The following is a 23,681-nucleotide window of genomic DNA, read 5'->3' on the forward strand; positions in this document are numbered from 1 at the left end:
TGTAGAGCACGCGGTCGTGTAACCGATTGGGCAACTCTTTCCAGAATTCGATTTGAGCGGGTCTCAATCGGCAGCCCGACCAGAAGGGTGGTCTGGGTACGTCCCGGCCCTGATACTCCAGCCCGGCCCGGGAGAACCGCAGTTCGAGCTCCTCTCTGCTGGCCAGAACAGACGACTGGCGCGACGCCCACGCGCCGAGTTGGCTTTCCCTTGGGCGGGTCGCGAAGTAAGCATCCGCCTCCGCGCCGCTCACCGGGGTTACGCTGCCTTCCACGCGCACCTGCCTGCCGAGTTCCGGCCAGTGGAAACAGAGCGCAGCCCGCGGATTGGCCTTCAAATCCGCGGCTTTCCGGCTGTTGAGGTTTGTATAGAACACAAAACCATCGCTATCAGCATGTTTCAGCAGAACCATTCGAACGGAAGGCTGCCCTCCGGGCGCTACGGTAGCCAGGGCCATGCTCTCGGGCAGATGTACTCCGACTTGACGGGCTTCGCGCAGCCACGTATCGAAAAGCGCAATTGGGTCGGATACGTCAGGTATCAACACAACAAAGCCTTCCGGCGCTGCTCAAGGTGCGCCAGCGGCCAGTCTACTTGACCAAGGCTGCCTTTTTGGAGTTTGAACTGCGCGATTCCTCGACCAAGCGCCCTGTGTCGCTTGCAATAACCGATTCCTCGTCGGTGGGAATGACGAACACGCGAACCCGGGAATCGGCGGCCGAGATATCCGTTTCGGAACGCTCGTTCTTGCCGGCGTCAATTCTCAGTCCCAGATAGCCGGCGTTCTGGAGAATCCGCGCCCGCATTGCGGCGCCGTGCTCGCCGATTCCGCCCGTAAAAACAATGGCATCCACCCCATTCATCACCATGGTGTAGCCGCCAATGTAGCGGGCAACGCGATACGAAAACATATTCAATGCCAGCGCGCATTTTTCATCGCCTTCGGCGGCAAGGCGCTCGATATCGCGGACATCGGCCTTCCCGCAGATACCCTTGAGCCCGCTTGCTTTGTTCAGTAGTTCGTCGACCTCTGCGGCGCCCATCCCAAGTTCTCGGATGAGAAAGAGAGGGATGGCAGGGTCCAAATCGCCGGACCGCGTCCCCATGATGAGGCCCTCGAGAGGGGTCAGGCCCATGCTGGTATCAACAGCCTTTCCGCCCTTCACGGCGGTAATGCTGCACCCATTGCCCAGATGGCATGTGATAACCCGGGTCTCTTCAGCGGGCTTATCCAGCAGTTCAATCGCCTTGCGCGAGACATAGCGGTGCGACGTCCCGTGGAATCCGTACCGTCTGATGCGGTGCTCCTTGTAGTAATCCATCGGAAGGCCGTACATGTACGCGTTTCGGGGAATGGTGTGATGGAACGCCGTGTCAAATACGGCCACTTGCGGCGTGTTTCTGAAAAACTCCGCACAGGCCTCGATTCCCAGGATGGCCGGAGGATTGTGCAGCGGGGCCAGTTTCGCGCATTTTCGAATGCCGTCCAGCACGGCATCGTCGATGATCGTCGACCCGGTAAACTCCTCTCCCCCGTGGACCACGCGGTGGCCTATGCCTTCGATCTCGGCGATATCTTTAAGAAGGCCGCACTTATCACTCATAAGAATCTGGCAAATGGTGTTGATCGCATCGGAGTGGTTCTTTACCTTCAGCCGTTCCGGGTTCTCCAATACTTCGTGGCAGGAACAAGACTCCCAATGGGTAAGCCGGCAGCTGCAATTGATGCCAGGTCCCGTCAATCCGATGCGCTCGATAATTCCCTTTGCAATTGGCTCCGGCGTCTGACCATATTCGTATACTTTGTATTTGACCGACGACGAACCACTGTTAAGCACGAGTACCTTCATAGAATCCTTCTCCAAGTCCGCAAACGGACTGCGCACCCGCAGGCATTCGCAATCAGATAGTCATACGCGTTCTAACTCAGCAACTGGCTTTGCACCACGGTGACCGCGGCGACCCCGACAATGTCTTCCGGAACACAACCACGCGACAAATCGTTAACCGGGAGACGTGTCCCCTGGATGATTGGGCCATAAGCCTCGGCGCCGCCAAGGTACTGGACCAGTTTGTACGCGATATTCCCGGCATCCAGATTCGGGAATATCAAGACCCTTGCGCGCCCTGCCACCTCGCTGTTGGGCGCTTTCTTGCGCCCGACTCGCTCGGCCAGGGCAGCGTCTCCCTGCAACTCGCCGTCAATACGCACCTTTGAGTCAGCCCCGAACACTTCCTTCGCCCTCTTCTGGGCAAGTTCGGTAGCCTTGACCACCTTCTCAGTGAGGCGGCTCTTGGCAGAGCCTTTCGTCGAGTATGAAAGAAGAGCGACCGTGGGTTCGATGTCGAAACCGATGGCCGATTGTGCCGTGGCGATTGCGATCTCGGCGAGCTGTTCGGCATCCGGATCCTCGACCAGACCGCAATCCGCGAAAAGATACGTTACGTCTTCGAAGGCCATGAAGAAAAAGCTCGAAGCCAGTTTCACCCCGGGCGCGGTCTTCAGAATCTGGAGCGCCGGCCGAAGAGTATCGCTCGTGGAATGCGCGGCGCCGGCTACCAGGCCATCCGCCTTCCCTTTGTGCAGCAACATGATTCCGTGGGGAATGCAACTGCTCATCACGGCTTTGGCCTGCTCTTCCGTGACCCCCTTGTGCTTGCGCATCTCAAAATACTCGTGGGCGAAATCATCCGCCCACGGCGCCTTGACCGGGTCAACGATCTCGAATCTCTGGGTGATGCCGAGGCTCTTCAGGTTGCCCAGTATGCTGTCTGGTTCACCAACAAGCGTGACCGGCCCGATGTTCTTCGCCTGGATTTCCCCCGCGGCTTTCAGCACTCGTTCATCGGCGCTTTCCGGAAGCACGATCCTTCTCGGACTGCTCTGTGCTTTTTCGATGACCCATTCAGCGAACCCCATTTATTACCCACCCTTTCCTAGTGACAGCCCTCAGGCAGTATACGCAGAGTGATGCTCTTGTTGAAACGTCGAAAAACAATACATAGGACACCGCATGCGGGCAACGCATCACGGCTTTGAGCGATTCTTGATTCGTTGATGTCGCTTCCCAAGGGCAGTCTGTACTCGACGTGTCGCAATTGGCGGCCAACACGCCGTAGTCTAGAACAACGGTCAAAGCGGTGTCAACGTAACGTAACCTGACAATCGGGATAGCCGGGACTTCCAGATATTCGAGACTGCCCCCCCGGTCTGGTTCAATGCAAACGAGCGCGCTGCGGCACGACCGGTTCCCTTTGAGCCTTCCGCCCCGCTCCGTATTTCTACCCGGTCCGAACCACCCGCGCGACGTGCCTCAAACAGCGCAAATGGTCCACGGGCGAGTGGACCAACGAGCTGCACAGGTCGCGGAGAGCCTCATCGCCGATGCGGTCAAGCCGAAGCGCTTTTCGCTGGTCCGGCGCGCGAAAGGCCCAGAGCAGTTCTCCGGCATAAGGAGGCCGCACTACCTCTTTCTTCGGTTTTCCACGCTTGATCTGGCTTAGGACCTTTTCGAGCCGTGCCTCTGAGGAGCCGGAAATTCCATTCACGTCCGCAAGGCCTTCATGAACCATGTTCACAACCGCGGGTTGCGTCAGCAGGGGCATCAGCCAGCGCTCGAGTTCATTCTCGAGAATGCCGCCCAGCAGAAAATCCTCGGGCGGGGTCTGGCCGCCGCTCTTCAACAACCGAAGCATCTGCTGGGACTGTTCCGAGAACCCATCCCAGCCGGGCAGCCATCCGTCGAGGGTCTGTCCCACACGGTCCGGCAGCAGGAGCGTGAACAGCATCCCGCTCTTCTCCGCCGCAGCATGCGCTTCGCCTCCGTGCATGTCGCGGACGCCCCTGCGAACCGATGCCAGATATACGGTGTCCCGAGTTTCGCATTGCGTGCCTTCGACCTCGATAACGATTGAAACCCTGCGTGTTGGCGCGTCGTAATCCGCCATGAACGAGACCCTTCCCCCGCGGGGGCACAGGCGAAACGCGTGCTGAAGTATCGCGTTCCAGACCCTGACGAGCACCCGCCGCACAACTGCAATGGGAGGAATCGGCCTTTCAACAAAGACTTCAATCGCGATGGAACGCTCCGCGGCCTCTTGAGCATTCGCGGACACGGCATCGTCAATGGTCCGCCGCAAATCAGCGGGTTCTATTCGGATGTCGCCGTCCAGAAGTGAGAGAAAGGCGTCGACCTTATCGAGCGCGTCCTGCAATGCGGCATCCGATCTCGAACCGCCCTCCTTCACCCATCCGCACGCTCTCAGTGCCGAATGCAGCTTCGAAAAATCTTCTGCGAGCCGGAAGACGCCTTCGTCGGAAGGGCCCGGTTCGCGCATGCCCTTCAACCGGAGTTCCATTCCTGAGGGGGTTCGGTCGAGCCGGCCGCCGCGGGTCGCGACCGTCCATCGTTCGCACAATGTTTCAAACGCTATAGGCAGAATGCCCCCTATAAGAAGCCGCGCAGGGAAAGAGCCCGGACCATCCAGAATAAGGGCTATCCGCGGGACAGCGTCTTCCTCAAACAGTTCGGCGACCAGAACGGCGTCTTCAAAGAGTTCCACGCTGTGAATAAGCGATGAGAGACATGCCCAGGCTTGCGCGCGGTCAAACACGCAGGGAGACGCGGCGTCCAACAGGACAGAGCACCGCTCGTTCCGTATGTGGGACGCATGCTCCTTCAGCCATTCGGCGGGGTCGCATGCCGCGTATTCCGGCGGGCGAAAGATGTCAAGACACAGCTTAACGGACGCAAGGTCGTTCAGGACGTCGTCGAGGTCCTCTTGGGCGTTAGCCGGCTCGTCAATTCGCGCGGCAAGAAGCTCGCGAACGTGAGCGAGGGCGGGTTCTATCGTGGCGGCAACCGTATCCATACCGGCGTTCAGTGTACCCGTGCCGGCAGTGCCTTTCCAGAATGTTTTTGCACGCGCCGCGTCAAAAGCTTAGAGTATCGTGCAAACGAAGGATCGATCCGTGCGGAGGGAGTAACCATGGAAATCTACGGGAAAAAGTACACCACGAAAGAACTGCGCACGCGCGTGGGCAACATGGACCAGATCGCCGGGATCCGTACCGTGCAACTGGATGACGGCAACGAGCGGCCAACCCGTGCGGCCATTATTCACACGGGCACGGGCCTCGAATTGACCGTTCTGCTGGACCGGTGCCTCGACATTTCCGCCGCGTCCTTCAATGGCAAAGCCATGGGCTGGCGGTCCACCACGGGCGATGTAGCGCCGCAATACTTCGAAGCCGAGTGGCTCCGGTGGCTCCGCAGCTATTTCGGCGGCCTGGTCACGACCTGCGGCCTGATGAACGTGGGAGCTCCCGACGAAAAGAGCGGGCTCCTGGGAACGGGCCTTCACGGCCGCATCGGCAACACGCCCGCGAAGAACATCAAAATCACCCAGGAATGGCAAGGGAACGACTATATCCTCAGCGTTTCCGGAACCATGCGCGAGACGGTCGTGTTCGGCGAGAATCTGACCCTTACGCGCACCGTATCCACCAAGCTGGGCGAAAAACGCTTCTGGATCCACGATGTGGTGACCAACGATGGATTCAAGACGACGAAGTACATGTTGCTGTACCACTGCAACATCGGCTGGCCGGCCGTCGATAAGGGCTCGGAGATCATTTCCCCCAGCAGGTACATCGCCCCTCGCGACGCCGAGGCCGGGGACAACAAGCAGAACTGGTACAAGCTCGATCCCCCCACCCACGGCTACAAGGAGAAGGTCTATTACCACGACATGGCCGCGGACAACCGGGGCAATGTCACGGTGGCCATTGTCAACAGCGGCTTCAAGGGCAGGGGCGAGGGCTTCGGCGTCTACCTCAAGTACAATAAGAAAGAACTTCCGCGCTTCGCCGAGTGGAAGCAGATGGGCGAACAGGATTACGTGGTAGGCTTCGAACCGTGTAACTGCGGGGTCGAGGGACGCGCTGTCGAAGAGAAGCTCGGCCTCCTGCATTCTCTCCGGCCCGGCCAGAGTCAGGAAGTGCATCTCGAGTTCGGCGCGTTGACCAATGCGAAGGATGTCGCAGCCCTGCGGAACGCCTGCAGCAAGGTCGAGACGGAAATCGTCGACAGCTACAAGCGTTTCGTAAAGAAGCCCCGGTAACCGTCCAATCCTGAGTACAACAAGCGCCTCCCGTGTCCTGACAGGCGGGGGAGGCGCCGGTTTCTATGGACAGCTCAATGTTCCGCGCTCGCGACGGTGTGGGAAGCCCCGTCACCGAACATTGTCTCGAGGGCGCGAGCGGCGTTCCCGCGTGACCAGTTCCACGTGCGCCAGCCAGCGTCACGCAGTTGCTCCCATTGCTCCCCCAACCCGAGGCGCACCCTTTCAGCGTCGCGCTCGTCCAGCTCGCCGATAGCGGCAACGAGCCCGGGGACCGCATCAGCGCCCAGGGAAAGGGCATACGCGGCGTCAAACGGCTTCCCGTCGCGTGTCCGGGCGAGATTCCAGGAAACGATAATTCCACCCGGATTCACTGCGTGAAACGCGAGAACCAGCAGCATCCCGCTCACTACCATGCCCACCATAAAGCGCTTTGCGCGGCCCCACAGCGCCGTTACCGCGAACCACGCCAGCGAGAAGCCAATCCACAGCATGAAGGCCGTAGAATAGAACCGAAGCTGCGTCAGCCCGTAGGCGTCGATGTACAGGTTCATACGCATCAGGGCGGAGACCATGATTACCCCCACCAATAGCAGCTGAACCACCGAAAGCAGCCGGCAAACCACTTTCTCGTGGCGGCCGCGATCGCGCATGAGCCAATGGAAGAAGTACTGCAGAAGCAATGTCAGCGCCGTCACCGCGCACAGTTCGAAGAAGCCGTGGCGGGCGTACTCCGAGTACGTCAGGTCCGCAACGGTTTCGACGCGGCCGCTTCCGCCAAAAAAGTATTGAAATTGTACGGTTACAAACGCGAAAAAGAGCATATCGACGGCTCCGAACACGATACCGGTCTCCACTCCGCCCACCCGGATACTCCGAAGAATACCTTCGTTCGGGGCATGACGCACAACCCCGAAAATTAGCGCAGCCAAGAGCCCACCACCTATCCAGGCACTCACTCCGAAGGCGACAACGTGTTGGCGTACGGATTGCAGGTCAAAAGAAAACAACCTTGAAATCAGCTGTCCGAACGCCCGGTCTGCTGAAATCAGCAGTACCCCAAACACGGTCAAAATGGGAACGGCAAGCACTACCCCCAGGAGCGCGGACGAAACCCATGGTTTTCGTAATGAATCTACGCGCCACTCCCTCGGGTTTGCGGCCGTCAACGCATGCCATCCCCCGAACAGTATCTTCATGGTTCCGCGCGCGAGCGTCGCGAGATATTCCAGAAACGACGCGCAGGCCGGCGGGAATCCTCCGATTGCACCCGCGGCCAAGGCAGAACTGGCGAGCCAGCAGCACACCGCAAGCCACTTCAAGTAGGCGCCGTCGCGCCAGGCAAAACACACCGCAAAAAGCCAACTCGAGACGATCAAGGCAATCGCCCATGCGGATAGCCGCTCTTGGCGCCGGTAGAGAAGCACAACGGCGCATGCCAAAACCGCGGTCGCCCATACAGCGGCGTTCAGTCCGTAAGGCAGAGCGCGCAGCAGCAGGTCGCCAAGCGCGCCAGAGACAAGCGTCGCGGGAAGCAGCCAGCGCAACGCGGGGCTCACTCCGGTTCTGGCGGTCTGTGGTTCATTATCCGTATGCGAATCGGCGTCGGCTTGTTCCATGGCGTCCCCGGCTCCTTTTCTGTAAAGTACATTGTATGACAAAGGTTATGCGCAAAAAAGGAGGAGGAGCGAGGCTCCTCACTTGTTCCGGACCGCGGAGATCAGCGCTTCCATGTGGCTCAAGTACCGTTCGAGGGCTTTCCGGCCCTTAGCTGTGAGCCGGTACTCGGTCTTGGGCATGCGGCCTTCGAATGTCTTGTCGCAGTGGATGTATTCCGCTTCCTCGAGCTTCCGGGCGTGTACGCTCAGGTTACCGTCCGAGGTTGCGAGCAGCTTCTTTAACTCTCTGAAGGTCAAGGATTTATTAACGGCCAAAGCGCTCACAATCGCCAGCCGGATACGCTCGTGGATAATGCGCTCCATGGGCTCGGGCGCCTTCGCGCCATCCGGCCCCTGGATGACTTCCCGGAGCTTTGCCTGCTTCTCTTCGGCTGCGGCTTGTCTTTCGACCGTATTGCGTCTACCCATCGTTCTGCTCCCATCAACGGCAGATTAACCGCCGTATCGCAAGGCAATGATAATTCCAAAAATGATATGCACCCCCCCGAAGCCCGCCGCCAGAAACACGTCGCCTGCCGTCATCGGACCGGCCAGACGAAATGCTCCATACTCCGGCAACAGCGCCAGACCGCCTCCCAGCAGCATGAAACACAACCCCATCAGCGGGACCACCCGAACGGAAAAAGCGCCACCGGTCACACACGCCACGCCGTACAGCAGCAGCCACGTGAGCGGCAACAGATGACGCACCCCAACGCGGGTCAGGACAAGAGTCAGCACCGCGCCGGCGACAATCGGCGGCGCGAGACTCAGCGCGAACCTGCGCCCCGGTCCCATCCAGAGGGATTCCCTGTTCCGCTTCGCCTTCAGGTACATGGTGATGGCCCCAACCGTGACGCTGATGCACGCGGCGGCCATCCATGTGGCGAGCCAGGGCGTACCCGGCCGGGCCGCCCAGTAGCTTCCCGCCAGCGCTACCACGCCCATCATCACCAGTCCATAGCCGGGTACCGACGTGAACGACGACGAACGGGTCATGGCCTCGCGGATAAAGGCCAGGTTGTCCATCGCCCGCTCGTGAAGCTGGACCGGGGCGCCGCCCCCGGGTCTCTCTGCCGGTTCACTACTCATCGTTCCGCCAGTGTACTCTTACTCATCGCATTTGCCAAGTACTTTATGTCTAAAAGGCCATGAAAGTTTCCTTGCCCGCCCCGAACGCGCTATTCATCCTCCCCGCAAATGACATCCACGCCGCTCTTTCGTGCGACAATCCCCAGCTGGCTGACTGGCTCAGGGCAAGTCCCGCCACAGGTTTCCCAAATAGGTGGGACCGGAGATGCCCGGCGATGACAACAGACGGCTCAACGGTCCGCGGAGATCGGGGAGCATCGAGAAGCCGGAAATATCCCGAATGGGCACGAACCGGGCTTGGCACAGCCGGGGATCACTACCCTTTGTCAGAATTCCCCCTCGAACCTCCCCCCAGAAACAGATGTTTACGATGTGGCATCGCTTGTCAGGCGAAAGGCTGTCGTTGACCAGCGCAATGTCCCCAACCGAGATGTCCAGGCCGGTTTCCTCTCGAACCTCGCGCTGCAGCGCTTCGGCAAGAGATTCCCCGAAGTTCACACCGCCGCCGGGAAGGAGCCAATACGTTTGCCCCTCTTTCTGGTGCTGCACGAGGAGAACACTGTCGCCTTTGCGCAAGATCGCGGCGGCGCGGATACGTGGAACCGGCGGCAATCCACCATTCTCGGTCATACGATGTACTCGGCCACCTGGCGCCGGAGCACGGGGTCGATCTCGGCGTCGAGCACCACCACGTTGTCTTCATACTCCTGGCGCAGGACTTTTCCGGCATCGTGCACCCGGGCCACAATGCCGCCCTTGTGCTGAGGAATGCGGAGCTGAACGCGGCACAATTGCGGCGTCAGATTTGCATCGATGGCACGGAGCAAATCCTCGATGCCGGCCCCGGTCTTCGCTGAAACGCGCACGCCCCGCCCGAAACGCGCCTCCAACTCGTGGGCCTGCGTCGGCGTGGCGATATCCATCTTGTTCAGCACGAGAACACTCGGTTTCTCCCCTACCTCGATCTCATCGAGAACGCCGCGCACGGCTTTCATGTGTTCTTCAGCGGCGGAATGGGATGCATCGACAATCATCAACAGCACATCCGCTTCGTTGACCTCCTCGAGCGTGGCGCGGAAGGCTGCAACGAGCGAATGCGGGAGATTACGGATGAACCCTACCGTGTCCGTGAAAGTTACCTCGCGGCCGCTCGGCAAGGCGCGTCTGCGGGTGGTGGTGTCCAACGTAGCGAACAGCTTGTCCTCAACGAACGCACCCGCCCGGGTCAGGGCGTTCAGCAATGACGACTTTCCCGCGTTCGTGTAACCGACGAGTGCGACGGTTCCGATCCCGCCCTCAATACGGCGTTTGCGCTGGATGCGGCGGCGGTTACGAGTGCCTTCCAACTCCGCCTTGAAACGGCGGATGCGTTCGCGCACCACCCGGCGGTCCACTTCAAGCTTCTGTTCGCCGGGTCCGCGCACCCCGATGCCGCCCTGCTGGCGCATCATCGCCGAGCCGCGGCCCGTGAGACGCGGAAGGAGGTATTCGAGTTGGGCCAGTTCGACCTGGTGCTTGCCCTCGTTGGATTGGGCGCGCAACGCGAAAATGTCCAGAATCAACTGGGTGCGATCGACGACCTTTATCCCCAGGGCGTCGCCAATGTTGGCGCACTGGCTTGGCGCGAGGTTACAGTCGAAGATCGCCAGACCGGCTTCGTGCTCTTCACACGCCGCTTTAAGAACGTCGAGTTTGCCGCGTCCGATGAGCGTGCGGGGACATGGCTTTGGCCGCCGTTGCACAACCGTCACAGCCACATCAGCGCCGGCCGTCCACGCCAACCGCTTCATCTCTTCCAGGGATTCTTCGACATCGCCAGGGTCATCCGGCGGAAGTATCAACCGCACCAGAACGGCGGTTTCCGTCACCGGTGGATGCTCCAGTTCGATCAGTCTTTCGCGCTTTTCCTGCTCCATCCCATTATCTTTCAAATGAAACGCCAACACACTCACTATATCACGTACGGGACCATTGAATCTGCGTCCTCATACCCTTAGTCTATGCGCACGATCAAGACACCCTTGTTTGAAGGCTCAAGATGACGGGGAAAATGAAGATTATGACGAAGCAATTTCACTTGTGTATGGCGGGACGAGCAGGCATGGCCTTCATGGTGGCGTTGTGTGCATCGAGCGCGCACGCGGCGCCCGAACCCGCGGAGACCGAAACCACAGTTGCGCCCACGCCGCTCGAGGAGGTGTTTCCTTTGCCTGAAACAACGTACGACACCCAAGCATTCGCTGACAAGGTCCTGAAGAACGGCGGCAGAATCGACTTCGTGTTCGGCGACGAACGCCCGTTCGCGCAGTGCCACGCATCCACGCTGACCCAGCCCGCCCCGGGCGTGCTGCTCGGTGCGTGGTTCGGCGGCACCGAAGAAAAGGACCCCGACGTGGGCATCTGGTTCTCACGGTTCGCGGACGGCGTCTGGGCGCCGCCCCAGCGCCTGGCCAAGGTGAACGACACCGCACACTGGAATCCGGTCTTATTCACCGCCTCTGGAACCGGCACATTTCTCTTTTTCAAGGTGGGGCCCGAAATCCCGTATTGGCAGACCTACTGGATGAAAACAACCGACGCCGGAGTGACGTGGACAGCGCCCCAGGAACTCGTGCCTGGCGACAAGGGCGGTCGCGGCCCCGTGAAGAACAAGCCCATCATTCTCTCCGATGGCGCATGGCTGGCCCCCGCCTCGACCGAACTGGAGGGATGGAAGCCTTTCGCCGACCGCTCTGACGATGACGGCAAGACGTGGACCCGCACCGAAGACTTCGCCATCGACAACGTGAAGATCCCCGGTATAGGAGCCATCCAACCAACGCTCTGGGAATCATCCCCCGGAAACGTGCACGCCTTGTTGCGGACCGCAGCGGAAAAGGTCGGACGCGCCGACTCGGCCGATGGCGGGAGAACCTGGTCGCCTATGCGCCTCACCGGTCTCCCCAACAACAACAGCGGCATTGACGTTCTGAAACTCGAAGATAGCCGCCTTCTATTGCTCTACAACCCTATCGGAAAAAACTGGGGCCCACGCACCCCCCTCAACCTGGCAGTCTCGACCGACAATGGCGAGACGTGGACGGACCTTGTCAGCCTCGAAACCGGGGAAGGCGAATATTCCTACCCGGCCATAGTCCTCACGGCCGACGGCGCCGCTCTGTGCTACACTTGGCGCCGCGAACGCGTCCGCTGCTGGCAGATACCGTCCTCGGTGTTCGAATAGACAGACCGGCGGCGGCCTATCCGTGCCCCCAAACGAGATATCCGCCGACGGATAACCGGGGCACGGCGGGGTCCTGCCGGCCCCATAAGTCCGTCTTGAAATAGAAAACCACGCCCGCGGAACTCGCATATCCGTGGGCGTGGCCGCTGTTCGTTGTATAGCCGGGCGGATTACCGCTTCGAGAACTGGAAGCGTTTGCGCGCGCCGGGCTGTCCGTACTTCTTGCGCTCGACCTCGCGGGCGTCGCGGGTCAGTAAGCCATACTTACGCAGCGCAGGACGGTACTTCTCATCCAGCTCGACCAGCGCGCGGGCAATGCCCAGGCGGAGCGCGCCTGCCTGTCCCATCAACCCGCCGCCGCTGCAGCGGGCGCGGATGTCAAACCGGTCCACGGTATCCGTCACATCGAACGGTTGTTTCGCAAGCATCACCAGCACCTCGCGAGCGAGGTACTCGTCCAAAGGCCGCCCGTTTACGATCACCTGGCCCGTTCCGGGTCTCAGGCGCACGCGCGCGGATGCATTCTTCCGCCGCCCGATGGCTACCACTTCATTGGTCTTTGCGTCGACTGCCACTTGGGGTTCCTCTCTTCGATACTCTGCTTCGGTTCAGCTAGAACGTGTACGTTTCGGGGTTTTGCGCTTCATGCGGATGCTCGCCACCCGCATAGATGCGAACGCGCCGGGCCAACTGCCGCCCCAGTCTGTTGTGCGGGAGCATACCCGTTACAGCAAACATCATGGCACGCGTGGGGTGCTTAGCAACCAGTTTCTCGTAGGTGGTCTCTTTGATGCCGCCAAGGTAACCGGAATGCCGGTAATACTTCTTGGCCTGCGCCTTCTTCCCCGTGATGCGCGCCTTATCGGCATTGATAATCACCACATGGTCGCCACAATCCAGGTACGGCGTATACTGCGGCTTGTGTTTGCCGCGCAGTAATTTCGCGGCCTCCGCGGCAACCCGCCCGAGTACCTTGCCCTTGGCGTCAAGGACAAACCATCTCTTCTGAATATCTCCCTTACGGGGGACATACGTTTTCACCGCTTCTTTCTCCTCAACGGCCCTGTACGGCCGTAAAAGCACAGGTATCACCACTTTGCGAGGACAACGCGAACCCAAAGTCTACCTGACGCAAAACCGAATGTCAAGAAATACTCGCGCGTGCGCCCAAATCACCGGATAACACAACGATTGGGGAAACTCACACAAAGGAAACAGAGGAACCGGAGCCCGCGAAGCTCGATGGGGATGGGAACCTGACGTGCCACGCGCAGACCTCCGGGCCTCCAAATCGCGCGCAAGCACGGCTTCGTGCACCGTTTCCAACAGCCTGGGACACGTCTCTTGATGAAGCGCCACCGCGCAATTCACAATGATGCATCCTATCTCATTCTGTTCCGGAGGATTCAATCTCCGTTTTCCCTGTGTCTCCGTGTGAGTTCATCCTTGGTCTTTATGGAGACAATAACATTCCTCCAGCGAGAGGTTTGTTATCCGGCGACCAGGGCGCGCGGAGGACACTTGGCGCGCCGGAGCCAATTCCTCTCCGTGCCGGACGCTCACGGTACCACGAACAACGCGAACCCGAGCCTCAATCGCTCACGTCGACCGTGACATAGTCGATATACATTCCCGCCGCATCCACCTCAGGCGCGGTCGAGCGCATCCGTAAATAGTTGATGCCCCGGGGCTCGCGATACGAGCGCGGGAGATACACGCGAGCCTCTTCATCTACATATACCACCGCGGTCCGTCCGGGCGCGTCCCATTGAATGCGCAGCGTGTGCCAGTCGCCCACCTTGATAACTTCGTTCACGGAGATGTGGCCATCCGGCCGGATAGGAAGCGAAAAGACGGCCTCGTGCTCGCCATTCGGGTCAGTGGGATCGAAAAACCGGTCCATTAGAGAAACCGCCGCCCCTCCAAAGCCTTCGCGCAAAAGAACGCGCAGCGTGAGGACCCCTTTACGGCCCATCGGGAAATTCCAGACCGCGCCGTCGCCCGCCTTGTCGTCCGGACGGCGGACGTGCAATACCTTGCCGCCCCGGGCGTCCGGCAGCTCCACAAGCACAGGACTCTGGACGCGATCTTGCCACCAATGCTTCACCTCGCCGAAATGCTTGAACACGGACCAGCCGTCGAGCCCCCCCGAGAAGTCGTCCTCACGGTGCGTCTCCAGAAGCCAGTTCGGATCAAAAACCAACATGCCGTTGGCGGGACCTTGTCCGGTCATCACGATGACTTTTCCGTGGGGCGCCGCATACGGATACGGGTAGGCGGTGCCCCGATCGCCCGTTTCCGGAGGGGTATTGTTGCGAGTGGGGTCGCGGTACACCTCGCGGTATCCGTGCCAGCTCCGGCATTCGTCATCGGAAATCGCCGCATGCAGCGCGTCGCGCCCGCCATACACGCCCGCACCGTTCACCCGCGGCGGTTTCTCGCATCCGTTCCAGAATACAAGAATTCGGCCATCCGGAATCCGCAGAAAACCCGCCGGTGCGTCCGTACCCAGGAATTCCGTGGGACGCAGGGGCTCCCACGCCGCGCCGTCGGGCGAGTAGGATTCATAGAGGCACCCGGCGTCGGTTCTGGCAAGCATGTAGACGCGGCCATCCTTCAATTCAATGACGCACGGCTCGCACGCGCCGTAACCACTGCCGTTGAAATCCGTATAGGTCGGCGCGGTGAGTTCGGACGGCGACTTGTGCCACGTGTCTCCCCCATCGTCCGAATACACGCATGTGACCACATTGGCGCCGCACGGCGGCCCTGTCTTCCGGTCTGGCAACCACTCCGCAAAGGGTAACACGATGCGGCCCGTGCTTAACTGGGTCACGCCGTTGATGGAACCCACATAACCCTCGAAAATCACCTTGGCCTTGTCCCACTCCGTGCCTCCGTTACGCGTTTTGATATGCCAGATGTCGATGAAATAATCGACGGCGACGGTCTTCCCTTCTCCTTCCCGGCGCACAATCATGGGAAAGAGATGAAATTCCCCATCCCGGTCGAGGAGGGGTAGAAATGCGCGCGGCCCCTCATACTCGAAACGCGGCTCGCCCCAGGTAACTCCGCCGTCTGGCGAGGTTACCGAGTAATTCTTATACAGACCGCCCTCGCCAGTCTCAGCGTAGAAAGATTTGAGGGCGCCGTCGGGCAGCAGGATCACCCCTCCCCTGCGCGGCCCGAGTAGAACCGGTTCCGATACCGCCTCAATATCGGCCTTCTGAGCGGCCGACAGCCTCCCGGGACCCTCCTGGGCGGCCAGGACAGGCCCTGCGCCCCATAAAGACGAGGCTGCAATTGCAGAGAAAAGAGCGGCACGGATGGTTCGGGTAAGCATATATTTTCTCCTGACAAGTTAGGCGCCTTTGACTATAGCATATGGGGGAAACGAACAGAACGTCTTGGGCGTCCCCTTGTCAGGTGTAACCGGACAATTCCTCACGCGCGGCAAGTAAGACTCGCGCTTCCTCTAGAGCGCAAGAGAAGGGAAATTCGTTGATATCCGCACATTCAATCCGTACCATTCCCAGGTAACGAGCTTTTGGCGGCCTTGGAACCATTCGTATGATCATCGACTGTCACGGTCACTGTTCTATCGACGGCTCATACTTCATGTCGGCGGACGATACCGTCCGCAGCATGGACCTTTACGGTGTCGATCGGATCTGTTGCTCCGCCCCAATCACGGAAGACGAAGCCGTGCCCGGCTTGGTCCGCAAACACAATGATCTCATCCTGGGATCCATGAGAAAGCATCCAACCCGAATTCTGGGCATGTGCTTTGTCAACCCCGGTTATTTCCGGGAAGCCCAGGACGAGATCACCCGGTGCGTCGTCGACAACGGCATGACGGGAGTCAAACTGTACCATCAATACTGCATCAACGAGCCGGTTCAGTTTCCCGTCATTGAGCGATGCATTGAACTCGGCGTGCCCATCCTCATGCACGCGGGATATCCCGCGGCGCCCGAGTTGCGCCAGCAACAACCCCGCCTTTCGACCGGGGCCCACTTCGCCGACGTTGCCAAACGCTACCCCGAAGCGATGCTGATCTGCGGGCACATCGGCGGGGGCGGCGATTGGGAACGGCAGCTCAAGGGACTGCGCGAAGCTCCCAGCGTCTTTCTCGACACCAGTGGCTCGGTTATCGACGCGGGCATGATCGAGCGCTGCGTGCGCGAACTCGGGATCGACCGGCTTCTCTTCGCGTGCGACGGCAGCATGGAACGCGGCCTTGGAAAGATTGTTGACGCAACACTGACCAAATCCCAGCGCACCAAACTCTACAGCGCCAATTTCCTCCGAATCCTTGCGAGAAGAGCCATATGATTATTGACGCAAATACATGGATTGGCCACTGGCCATTTCGCGCGCTTCCGCAACGGACAGCGAAAGACCTGCTCAAACAAATGGACCGCCTGGGCATCGGCAAAGCCCTGACCGGAAATCTCAATGGGCTGCTCTACAAAGACGTGCACGAATCCAACCATGAACTCGCGCGCGAGCTCCGGCGCCACGGTGACCGCCTTGTCCCTTGCGCCCTGCTCAACCCCCTTTACGATGGCTGGCGCGACGACCTGCGCCAGTGCCGTGAACAATTCGGAATGCCCGTGCTTCGCCTGACCCCGGGCTACCATGGATACGCTTTGACCGAGCCCTGTGCGCTCGAACTGATCGCCGCGGCGCACGAGATTGGCATGCGGGTCGCGTTCTATTGGCGCGTCGTCGATCCGCGCGGACGCCACCGCCTCGACCCCGGCCGGGAAGCCGACGAGACGGCGGTCCGCTACGCCGCCGGGCAATTCCCCAATGCCCAGTTTCTCATGCTGAATTTCCGGCGCGTACTCGACAAGCCCCGCCCGAAACCGGCCTGCCTGTATGACATCACGCTCTTTGTGGGCCGGAACGGATTGCGGTTAACGGACGAGATTGCCGAACACGGCGCGGCAACGTTCGCCGTGGGCACGACCATGCTCCTGCGGTACGGTTCCGCTCCATTATTGGCGCTCGAGAAGTGCGGTCTGGCAAAACGCGACCGAGAAGCCATCGAATGGCGGAACATCATCAAGTTGATACCTGCACTGAAGTGATGTAACGATCCTTGAACGTACTTTCTGGTCATCTGGGGAGGCTGTCATGACAAACCGCGAGCGCGTTCTGGCAATCCTGAATTACAAACCGTACGACAGAATGCCCATCATCCATTTCGGATTCTGGACCGATACCCTCGACAAATGGGCCGCCGAGGGCCACATTACCCGAGAAGAGGCAGACGAGTGGGCCGACGGCAATCCCTGGGACATCGTGATCAGCGAGAAACTCGGGTTTGACTTCAATTACTACTGTTGCTACAGCCCCAACACCGGGTTGAAACCCGATTTCGAACGCGAGGTTATCGAGGAACTACCCGACGGGGGCAAGAAGGTCCGCAACGCCTGGGGCGTTATCGAACTCGAGAAACCCGGCGCGACGTCCATCCCCGCCGAGATAGACCATCTCCTCAAAACGCGCAAAGACTGGGAACAACATTACAAACACCGCCTTCAGTTCAAACCTGCACGCGTGACCGGGTCGGAGGTCCTGGTGAACGCACAAATGGTCCCATGGAACGAGGGTGGTCTCGAGTTTCTCCAGAAGGACGAACGGGATTATTACTACGGACTCCATTGCGGCAGCCTCTTCGGCGAAGTGCGCAACATCCTGGGCGTCACCGGCGCCAGCTACCTGTTCGCGGAAGATGACGCCCTGTTTACCGAAATCATTGACACCCGGGCCGAACTCTCGTACCAGGCGGTCAAGATGACCCTCGAAAGCGGCGCAAAATTCGATTTCGCCCATTTCTGGGAAGACATCTGTTTCAAGAATGGGCCGCTGATCATCCCGTCGGTCTTCGACGAAAAGGTCGGCCCTCACTACAAGCGCATTACCGAACTCGTCAACAGCTACGGCATCACTATCGTCTCCCTCGATTGCGACGGATGCATCGACGCGCTAATTCCCACGTGGCTCAACAACGGCGTCAACACCATGTTCCCCATCGAGGTCGGCACCTGGAACGCCAGCATCGCCCCATGGCGCAAGCAATATGGCAAAGAGCTTCGCGGCGTTGGCGGCATGAACAAGGTGGTGTTCGCACGCGACCGGGCCGCCATTGACGCCGAGGTCGAGCGTCTCAAGCCGCTGGTCGAACTGGGCGCCTACGTCCCCTGCCCTGACCACCGATTGGCCCCCGACGCGAAATGGGACAACGTCCGCTACTATTGCGACCGCATGCGCGAGACCTTCTCATAACCAGAAAATTCCGCGGCTGAGGCAGGGGAAAGCAGCTTGGCCGCGGTCGCGGAAGTCCTGGAAGAAAGCCGCGGACGGGTCAGGTCCGCGGCTTTTGTTCGTTCTCTTCAGGGCCGGGGGGCGGCGGCTTCCAAAACCCCGCCCCCGCTCCGGAACTTCGTTGCCCCCTGGTCCCTTGTGAAATCAGGCTTTGCCCAATTCGTCCCGGTGCGCCCAGACCTTCTCGAAGGCCGCCACGTATTGATCGATCAATTCCGGCTGGTCCGAGGTCCAATACGGCAAGTGAATGGCTTTACGGTTGATTTCGTCGCATCCGGGCACCGAACCTTCTTCCGGCAGAACCGGCATATGACGCCACCACTTGTCCTCCTGGAATATCGGATACGAGTGCAGCAGCGTCCAGGTGTATTCACCGACACTCACGCCTTCGGCCTGCAATGCTTTCACTGCAGCAGCACGCGACATTCCCGCCTTCTTCTCGTCAATGAACATGGGATTGTTCGCGTAGAACACCCGCTCGACGTCGGGCCGCACGTACTGCTCGGTAAGCCCGGGCAGTTGCATCAGGCGATCGTTCATACGGCGAATCTGGGCAACTCCGGCGGTGTTCCGCTCATCCAGGCCCTTGAGCTGGATGCGGGCAAGAATAGCCGACGCCGGGTGCATGCGCAGTTTCGAGCCGAACGCCGTGCCTTGGTATTTTCGGTAGGGGCTGTCTTCCGGGAATGTCCTGGGCAGGTCGTAGTTCCCATACGTGACGGCCCGCTCGTAGTCTCCCCGGTCCTTGTAATTGGCGATGCCGCCTTCGATCGACGGCAGCGGCTTCCCCGTCTGCAGGCTGAAACCCGCCATGCGCCCCCAATTCCCGACAAGGGTCCCCTTGACACGCGCGCCATGCGCATGGCTGGCGTCTTCCACCACCTGCAAATCATGTTCCTGGGCAAACGCGCAGATGTCGTCCATGTCGCACGGCAGACCGTACCAGTGGACCGGCATGATCGCCCGGGTCTTGCTCGTCAGCCGCCGTTTGCAGTCCTCGACCGAGATGTTCATCGTCCGGGGATCGGCGTCCACAAACACCGGCACCAATTCAAAAAACCGCATTGGCACCACAGGAAACCACGTGCTGAAATCTGGCACCAGCACCTCGCTGCCAGGGGGAAGTTCAAGTGCGAACATCATCGAGGTCAACGCGCTCGTGCCGTTGCAGTGGGCCTTCACGTACGGGCACTCGTGATAGGCCTTCCAGGCTTCCTCGAACTCGGCTATGGGCCCATAGCCCGGGCTCCTCAACAACTCGGAAACCGCCTGGATCTCCTCCTCGCCATAGAGAGGCCACTTCGTCGCATTTCCGAGCTCCGCGGTGACGGCTTTGGGGCCGCCGTTCAGCGCCAAGGCCTCATTCTTGCCCTGCGCTGCCAGGGCCGGCCTGCCCTTCACCGCTCCGCCGAGATAAAGGCCCACACCCAGCGCGCCCGCGGCCTTGATGAATGTGCGGCGCTTGGTCAAAGGAGCATTCGGTTTCGTTTTCATTACCTGTCCCTCCTGGCGTATTCCGTGTTCAAGTAAAGGAATTGTCCCTTGCTCTTATAATGTTCCAACCTGATTCCGGAATCAAACGAATAGCAGCGCCCCGCGCCACGCTGGCCGCCACAGAGGAAAACGCCTGTTCCGGCACCTTTGGGGAGTCTCGCGGTAATCTCTTGGCATTTGAGAAAAATTCAGGTACACTAAATCATGGTGTGTGAGACAAATGCACGTCGCATCAGGGGATAGGTAACCAAGGTGAATGTCTTATGAACAAGGTGTTGAGGATTTCGTTTGCACTGTTGTTGAGCGTTGCGTTGGCAGGGACCGCGTGGTCTGCTGAGAAGGGCAAGCTCGATGATAACCAGTACTGGGAGAAGCATCCCGAGCCGGCGCTGCAGGTTTTCAAGACCACCGGCCGCGGTGTGCGTGCGCTGATCTATCAGTCGCTCCAATCCTTGAAAGAGGGCAACGAGCACTTGCCTATCCTGGGTAGCGTCAAGATATTCGAGGGGATTGGCACGGGGCTGCTCGAACTGAGCGCCAGCACCTGTATGGGCATGGCCGGCTCGAAGCCTCGCCCTTACGATGAATTAAGCAAACCCAACACCATATTGAATGCCGATCCGCTCCTTCGCAACACCCGCCAAGTGGGAGGCACGGCCATCACAGCCTCCGAGGGTCTTCCCATGGTCGCGGGATTGTATGCCGCTCAGAAGGCCACCGACCAGGTGCCGCGCGAAACGAAAGAAGCGGAGGTCCTGCGCAGGGCGCCCGAGAAGAAGCGTATGACGGTGCCCGAAGCCCAGCGGAGATATGTGGGCGAGCGGGCGCAATACGGCCGCAAGATCGAGCGCGGCCGGGGCAATTTGCTCAAGCAGTTGCGCTACGCGGAATAACTCTCGCGAACGGCGCATCGCGTGGTCTTTACCCGCTTGCCAGCACGCAACGAGTATGCTGAATAGTCAAGGTAGGTCCGTGTCCAGTGAAGTCTCTCAAGGATAAACACTTTTGGTTCGTTCTTCTCTTTTTGGCTTCGTTCGCAGCCTTTCTTGAGTTGGGGCGCATGGACGTCTGTACTGACAACGAAGGCCAGCGCGCCACCCCGCCCGCAGAGATGCTCCGATCGGGCGACTTCATTGTGCCTACGATCAATGGTGTGACGTATCTGGCCAAACCCCCAATGCTCTACTGGGCCATCGCCGGCGTGTACAGAGCTACTGGAGAAGTCTCCGCGCTGACGGCCAGAATTCCAACTGCCGCGTGTGCGGTGGCGCTGATCCTTGCCGTCTACGTTGTCTTCCGGGCCAGGCTGGGCGGGCATCCGGCACGATGGGCTGCGCTGGGGCTTCTGGCCTCTCCTTATTTTCTCGAACGTTCCCGCTGGGCCGAGATTGACGTGCCACTGACCCTTGCAACGTTTCTGGCCATCGCCGCCTGCTGGGCGGCCATCGAATCCAAACGCCGTTTTCGCGGCGTCTGGCTCACCGTTGGCGCGGGTCTGGCGATGGGCGCTGCCATCATGTTGAAGGGACCGGCCCCCGTCCTCTTTCTCGGGGCAGCCTGGGCAGCCTATCTGATCACCAGAGGCGACGTTGGCCTGAAGCCCATGAAGCGGCTTGCCATGCTCACTGCCTTGGCGCTCCTGGTCCAATACTTGCTCAAACTAACCGGTATGCTGGCATTTCCAATTGCCCTCGCATCTGTGATGGCGTACACGGCCGTATGGGCATGGCGAAACGCCCCAGCCAGCCGAGCCAAGGCGACCGGTGTTGCTTTCGCCACTATCCTGATCGGTGTTCTCCTTGCCTCTCCCTGGGCACTGGCGGTATTGAATGCGCAGGGATGGGACAGCGTCCGGAAGCTGTTGAGTTCAGAGGTAATTACCCGAACCCATACGGCCACGGACATTAACAGCGGAAGCCCGCTGTATTATCTTGTAGCGCTCCCGCTGCTCGCCGCGCCATGGGGCTTCTTGTTTCCCTTTCATGCGTCTAGACACGAATGGCAGACCAACGGGTCCAACTACCGGCTCTGTATTGTCATGGCGTGGTTGAGCATTCTGACATTCTCTCTCATCGCGGGGAAGGAATATGAGTACATCCTGCCGGCGTTTCCGTTTCTTCTTGGAGCCACAGGCGTGCATTTGACGAACGTGCTGGAGAAGCAGTCCCCCAACTGGATGACGGCGTGGACCCGCCACTGGGGAAGCGCCCTGCTGGTGATTCTTAGCGTCCTCGCGCTTGCTGCTCCTATCTATGCCTCCGTGGCCCTGCGCCATCCTACCCTGATTGCAGAGACCATCCTGCTCGGAGCCGTGGCGCTTGCGGCAGGCGCATGGGCCGTCCGCAACAGGGCATGGCGCGTGCACGGTATCGCGCTGCAGGCCCTTCTTGTCGTCGTGGCAGGGTTGCTTTCAGTGCGGAGTTTTTACTACACGGGCGCCAATTCACCGCGCGAACTGGCAGAGACCGCCGGCGGACTGCTTCGCGCGGGATACCAGGTCGAAGTCGGATGGTTCCGGAATCCGTTCACTCCCGCGTTCGCGTTCTACGCCGCAGCTCCGGTCCCGATACAACTGAACCCAACGATCGTTCAAGAGAGATTGAATGCGGAGACCCCCTACTTCTTCCTGGTTCGCGAAAGAGATCTCAAGAATGGGCAAATCTCCTTGCAACCAAAGGCATATCAAATACTTATGGGGCCCTACACCAGCAAGAAATACCTGATGATCGGCAACGCCTCGCTTCCTCTGCTTGAGCATCCGCCCAGCCACGCGCCCGGCGGGTAGGGCAAAGTCTCCAAACCGCTGGTACTGCATCCCTTGATAGGATTTCCTGTTTTCGACAGGCTCGTGTACAATAGTATCGGTGTGAGTGGGCCGGGTGGTCGCGGCGCCCCCTACAAGGGGTGCCGAGGAAAGTCCGAGCTCCACAGGGCAGGGTGCTTCGTAACGCGAAGGCGGGGCGACCCGACGGAAAGTGGCACAGAAAAGACACGGCCGGTGTCCGTTATTGCGGACCGGCAAAGGTGAAAAGGTGCGGTAAGAGCGCACCAGCGGCTTGGCAACAAGCCGGCTCGCCAAACCCCACCCGGAGCAATTCCAAATAGGGGGGCGATGGAGTGGCCCGCTCCGCCCCCGGGTAGGAAGCTAGAGGCTTGTGGCGACACAGGCCCGAGATGAATGGCCGCCCAGGGATGGTTCGCCGTCCTGGACAGAACTCGGCTTATAGGCCCACTCACCGCAGTGTTCTTTCTTGATCGGCGTTACTTGTATCCCTTCCCACTGCGGGAAGAGGCCAGACGCGCACGCCGGATGACTTCCCGTGGCGGGAAGCGACCGAGAGCTGCAGGCGCAAAGCTCCGTCTGCCCCATCATATGGGAGGTGCTCTGCCTTCTGAAGGTCACGCCGGGATGTCTCTCGTCAAGTTCTATGAGCAGGCTTATCTCCCCAATCGGCGGATAAGAAAGCCCTCGCTGGAGGGATCTTCTTGTCTCCATAAAAACAGGAATGAACTCACACGGAGACACGGAGAACACAAAGATTGAATCCTCCGAAACAGAGTGAGACAGGAAGCATCATTTTGGATTGCGCGGTGGCGCTTCATCGTGAGACGGGTCCCGGGCTGTTGGAAACAGTGTACGAAGCGGTTCTTGCACGCGATCTGGAGGCCCGGGGTCTGCGCGCGGCACGGCAAGTTCCCATCCCCATCGAGCTTCGCGGGCTCCAATTCGACGAAGGGTTTCGTGCAGACCTCAT

At 59.8% G+C, this 23,681-nt stretch carries 21 protein-coding genes and 1 other RNA gene; 9 read left to right on the top strand and 13 right to left on the bottom strand.

Going from position 1 to position 23,681, the window contains the following annotated elements; all coding sequences use genetic code 11:
• The 4 genes from pdxH to PLJ71_18650 form a co-directional block, all read right to left on the bottom strand.
• On the bottom strand, positions 1–547 hold a 547-nt coding region (gene pdxH / locus PLJ71_18635), incomplete at its 3' end, for a pyridoxamine 5'-phosphate oxidase (GenBank protein ID HQM50710.1).
• A 43-nt stretch (positions 548–590) separates the two neighbouring features.
• Entirely contained in the window at positions 591–1,850 is a 1,260-nt protein-coding gene (locus PLJ71_18640) for an acetate kinase (GenBank protein ID HQM50711.1), read from the bottom strand.
• Between the two features lie 71 nt (positions 1,851–1,921).
• On the bottom strand, positions 1,922–2,920 hold the full coding sequence (gene pta / locus PLJ71_18645) for a phosphate acetyltransferase (GenBank protein HQM50712.1): 999 nt from the start codon (positions 2,918–2,920) through the stop codon (positions 1,922–1,924).
• A gap of 362 nt (positions 2,921–3,282) precedes the next feature.
• On the bottom strand, positions 3,283–4,872 hold the full coding sequence (locus PLJ71_18650; protein HQM50713.1) for a hypothetical protein: 1,590 nt from the start codon (positions 4,870–4,872) through the stop codon (positions 3,283–3,285).
• Positions 4,873–4,989: 117 nt separating this feature from the next.
• Here PLJ71_18650 and PLJ71_18655 point away from each other — a divergent pair, with 117 nt between their 5' ends.
• Positions 4,990–6,123 carry an aldose 1-epimerase family protein gene (locus tag PLJ71_18655; protein HQM50714.1) on the top strand — a complete coding sequence of 378 codons (1,134 nt, stop codon included), beginning with the start codon at positions 4,990–4,992 and terminating at the stop codon, positions 6,121–6,123.
• 74 nt (positions 6,124–6,197) lie between these two features.
• Here PLJ71_18655 and PLJ71_18660 read toward each other — a convergent pair whose 3' ends face one another.
• From PLJ71_18660 to hflX, 5 genes are all read right to left on the bottom strand, one after another.
• Complete coding sequence (locus PLJ71_18660; GenBank protein HQM50715.1) at positions 6,198–7,742, bottom strand: DUF4173 domain-containing protein; 1,545 nt, start codon at positions 7,740–7,742, stop codon at positions 6,198–6,200.
• 78 nt (positions 7,743–7,820) lie between these two features.
• Positions 7,821–8,210, bottom strand: coding sequence for a transcriptional regulator (locus PLJ71_18665; protein HQM50716.1), 390 nt, complete (start codon positions 8,208–8,210; stop codon positions 7,821–7,823).
• A 24-nt stretch (positions 8,211–8,234) separates the two neighbouring features.
• The gene (locus tag PLJ71_18670; GenBank protein HQM50717.1) at positions 8,235–8,873 is read right to left on the bottom strand and encodes a hypothetical protein; all 639 of its coding nucleotides are present in this window, start codon (positions 8,871–8,873) and stop codon (positions 8,235–8,237) included.
• Between the two features lie 159 nt (positions 8,874–9,032).
• Positions 9,033–9,503 (bottom strand): NUDIX hydrolase, encoded by a 471-nt coding sequence (locus PLJ71_18675; GenBank protein ID HQM50718.1) that lies wholly within the window; start codon positions 9,501–9,503, stop codon positions 9,033–9,035.
• The gene (gene hflX, locus PLJ71_18680) at positions 9,500–10,789 is read right to left on the bottom strand and encodes a GTPase HflX (protein ID HQM50719.1); all 1,290 of its coding nucleotides are present in this window, start codon (positions 10,787–10,789) and stop codon (positions 9,500–9,502) included. The genes PLJ71_18675 and hflX overlap by 4 nt, the downstream gene beginning before the upstream one ends.
• A 143-nt stretch (positions 10,790–10,932) precedes the next feature.
• Between hflX and PLJ71_18685 the strand changes: the two genes are divergently transcribed.
• Positions 10,933–12,096 carry an exo-alpha-sialidase gene (locus tag PLJ71_18685; protein HQM50720.1) on the top strand — a complete coding sequence of 388 codons (1,164 nt, stop codon included), beginning with the start codon at positions 10,933–10,935 and terminating at the stop codon, positions 12,094–12,096.
• A 170-nt stretch (positions 12,097–12,266) separates the two neighbouring features.
• Here the strand turns inward: PLJ71_18685 and rpsI are convergent, their stop codons facing one another.
• The 3 genes from rpsI to PLJ71_18700 all read right to left on the bottom strand — a co-directional run bounded on the left by rpsI (position 12,267) and on the right by PLJ71_18700 (position 15,439).
• Entirely contained in the window at positions 12,267–12,671 is a 405-nt protein-coding gene (rpsI, locus tag PLJ71_18690; GenBank protein HQM50721.1) for a 30S ribosomal protein S9, read from the bottom strand.
• A 37-nt stretch (positions 12,672–12,708) separates the two neighbouring features.
• Positions 12,709–13,137 (bottom strand): 50S ribosomal protein L13, encoded by a 429-nt coding sequence (rplM, locus tag PLJ71_18695; protein ID HQM50722.1) that lies wholly within the window; start codon positions 13,135–13,137, stop codon positions 12,709–12,711.
• Positions 13,138–13,687: 550 nt separating this feature from the next.
• Entirely contained in the window at positions 13,688–15,439 is a 1,752-nt protein-coding gene (locus PLJ71_18700) for a sialidase family protein (protein ID HQM50723.1), read from the bottom strand.
• A gap of 227 nt (positions 15,440–15,666) precedes the next feature.
• Between PLJ71_18700 and PLJ71_18705 the strand changes: the two genes are divergently transcribed.
• The 3 genes from PLJ71_18705 to PLJ71_18715 are packed head-to-tail and all read left to right on the top strand — an operon-like array spanning position 15,667 to position 18,393.
• Positions 15,667–16,431, top strand: coding sequence for an amidohydrolase family protein (locus PLJ71_18705; protein HQM50724.1), 765 nt, complete (start codon positions 15,667–15,669; stop codon positions 16,429–16,431).
• On the top strand, positions 16,428–17,192 hold the full coding sequence (locus PLJ71_18710; GenBank protein HQM50725.1) for a hypothetical protein: 765 nt from the start codon (positions 16,428–16,430) through the stop codon (positions 17,190–17,192). The genes PLJ71_18705 and PLJ71_18710 overlap by 4 nt, the downstream gene beginning before the upstream one ends.
• A gap of 46 nt (positions 17,193–17,238) precedes the next feature.
• Entirely contained in the window at positions 17,239–18,393 is a 1,155-nt protein-coding gene (locus PLJ71_18715; GenBank protein ID HQM50726.1) for a uroporphyrinogen decarboxylase family protein, read from the top strand.
• 183 nt (positions 18,394–18,576) lie between these two features.
• On the opposite strand, the gene PLJ71_18720 is transcribed toward PLJ71_18715, so the two are convergent.
• Entirely contained in the window at positions 18,577–19,926 is a 1,350-nt protein-coding gene (locus PLJ71_18720) for a DegT/DnrJ/EryC1/StrS family aminotransferase (protein HQM50727.1), read from the bottom strand.
• A gap of 263 nt (positions 19,927–20,189) precedes the next feature.
• On the opposite strand from PLJ71_18720, the gene PLJ71_18725 reads away from it, so the two are divergent.
• From PLJ71_18725 to PLJ71_18740, 4 genes are all read left to right on the top strand, one after another.
• Positions 20,190–20,819 carry a hypothetical protein gene (locus PLJ71_18725; GenBank protein HQM50728.1) on the top strand — a complete coding sequence of 210 codons (630 nt, stop codon included), beginning with the start codon at positions 20,190–20,192 and terminating at the stop codon, positions 20,817–20,819.
• 167 nt (positions 20,820–20,986) lie between these two features.
• Complete coding sequence (locus tag PLJ71_18730; GenBank protein HQM50729.1) at positions 20,987–22,711, top strand: glycosyltransferase family 39 protein; 1,725 nt, start codon at positions 20,987–20,989, stop codon at positions 22,709–22,711.
• Between the two features lie 82 nt (positions 22,712–22,793).
• Positions 22,794–23,166: RNase P RNA component class A (rnpB, locus tag PLJ71_18735), an RNA gene on the top strand.
• A 300-nt stretch (positions 23,167–23,466) separates the two neighbouring features.
• Positions 23,467–23,681: GxxExxY protein (locus PLJ71_18740; protein HQM50730.1), on the top strand; the 215-nt coding region annotated here is incomplete at its 3' end.

The sequence above is a fragment of the Candidatus Hydrogenedentota bacterium genome, from assembly GCA_035416745.1.
GTDB lineage: Bacteria > Hydrogenedentota > Hydrogenedentia > Hydrogenedentales > SLHB01 > UBA2224.

What these genes read in the sequence shown, in the direction of transcription:
- PLJ71_18670 (HQM50717.1), bottom strand. Translation starts at nt 8,873, where the DNA reads ATGAGTAGTGAACCGGCAGAGAGACCCGGGGGCGGCGCCCCGGTCCAG.
- PLJ71_18640 (HQM50711.1), bottom strand. Translation starts at nt 1,850, where the DNA reads ATGAAGGTACTCGTGCTTAACAGTGGTTCGTCGTCGGTCAAATACAAA.
- hflX (HQM50719.1), bottom strand. Translation starts at nt 10,789, where the DNA reads ATGGAGCAGGAAAAGCGCGAAAGACTGATCGAACTGGAGCATCCACCG.
- pta (HQM50712.1), bottom strand. Translation starts at nt 2,920, where the DNA reads ATGGGGTTCGCTGAATGGGTCATCGAAAAAGCACAGAGCAGTCCGAGA.
- PLJ71_18725 (HQM50728.1), top strand. Translation starts at nt 20,190, where the DNA reads ATGAACAAGGTGTTGAGGATTTCGTTTGCACTGTTGTTGAGCGTTGCG.
- PLJ71_18685 (HQM50720.1), top strand. Translation starts at nt 10,933, where the DNA reads ATGACGAAGCAATTTCACTTGTGTATGGCGGGACGAGCAGGCATGGCC.
- PLJ71_18715 (HQM50726.1), top strand. Translation starts at nt 17,239, where the DNA reads ATGACAAACCGCGAGCGCGTTCTGGCAATCCTGAATTACAAACCGTAC.
- PLJ71_18730 (HQM50729.1), top strand. Translation starts at nt 20,987, where the DNA reads ATGGACGTCTGTACTGACAACGAAGGCCAGCGCGCCACCCCGCCCGCA.
- PLJ71_18710 (HQM50725.1), top strand. Translation starts at nt 16,428, where the DNA reads ATGATTATTGACGCAAATACATGGATTGGCCACTGGCCATTTCGCGCG.
- PLJ71_18705 (HQM50724.1), top strand. Translation starts at nt 15,667, where the DNA reads ATGATCATCGACTGTCACGGTCACTGTTCTATCGACGGCTCATACTTC.
- PLJ71_18720 (HQM50727.1), bottom strand. Translation starts at nt 19,926, where the DNA reads ATGAAAACGAAACCGAATGCTCCTTTGACCAAGCGCCGCACATTCATC.
- PLJ71_18700 (HQM50723.1), bottom strand. Translation starts at nt 15,439, where the DNA reads ATGCTTACCCGAACCATCCGTGCCGCTCTTTTCTCTGCAATTGCAGCC.
- PLJ71_18675 (HQM50718.1), bottom strand. Translation starts at nt 9,503, where the DNA reads ATGACCGAGAATGGTGGATTGCCGCCGGTTCCACGTATCCGCGCCGCC.
- PLJ71_18660 (HQM50715.1), bottom strand. Translation starts at nt 7,742, where the DNA reads ATGGAACAAGCCGACGCCGATTCGCATACGGATAATGAACCACAGACC.
- PLJ71_18655 (HQM50714.1), top strand. Translation starts at nt 4,990, where the DNA reads ATGGAAATCTACGGGAAAAAGTACACCACGAAAGAACTGCGCACGCGC.
- PLJ71_18665 (HQM50716.1), bottom strand. Translation starts at nt 8,210, where the DNA reads ATGGGTAGACGCAATACGGTCGAAAGACAAGCCGCAGCCGAAGAGAAG.
- PLJ71_18650 (HQM50713.1), bottom strand. Translation starts at nt 4,872, where the DNA reads ATGGATACGGTTGCCGCCACGATAGAACCCGCCCTCGCTCACGTTCGC.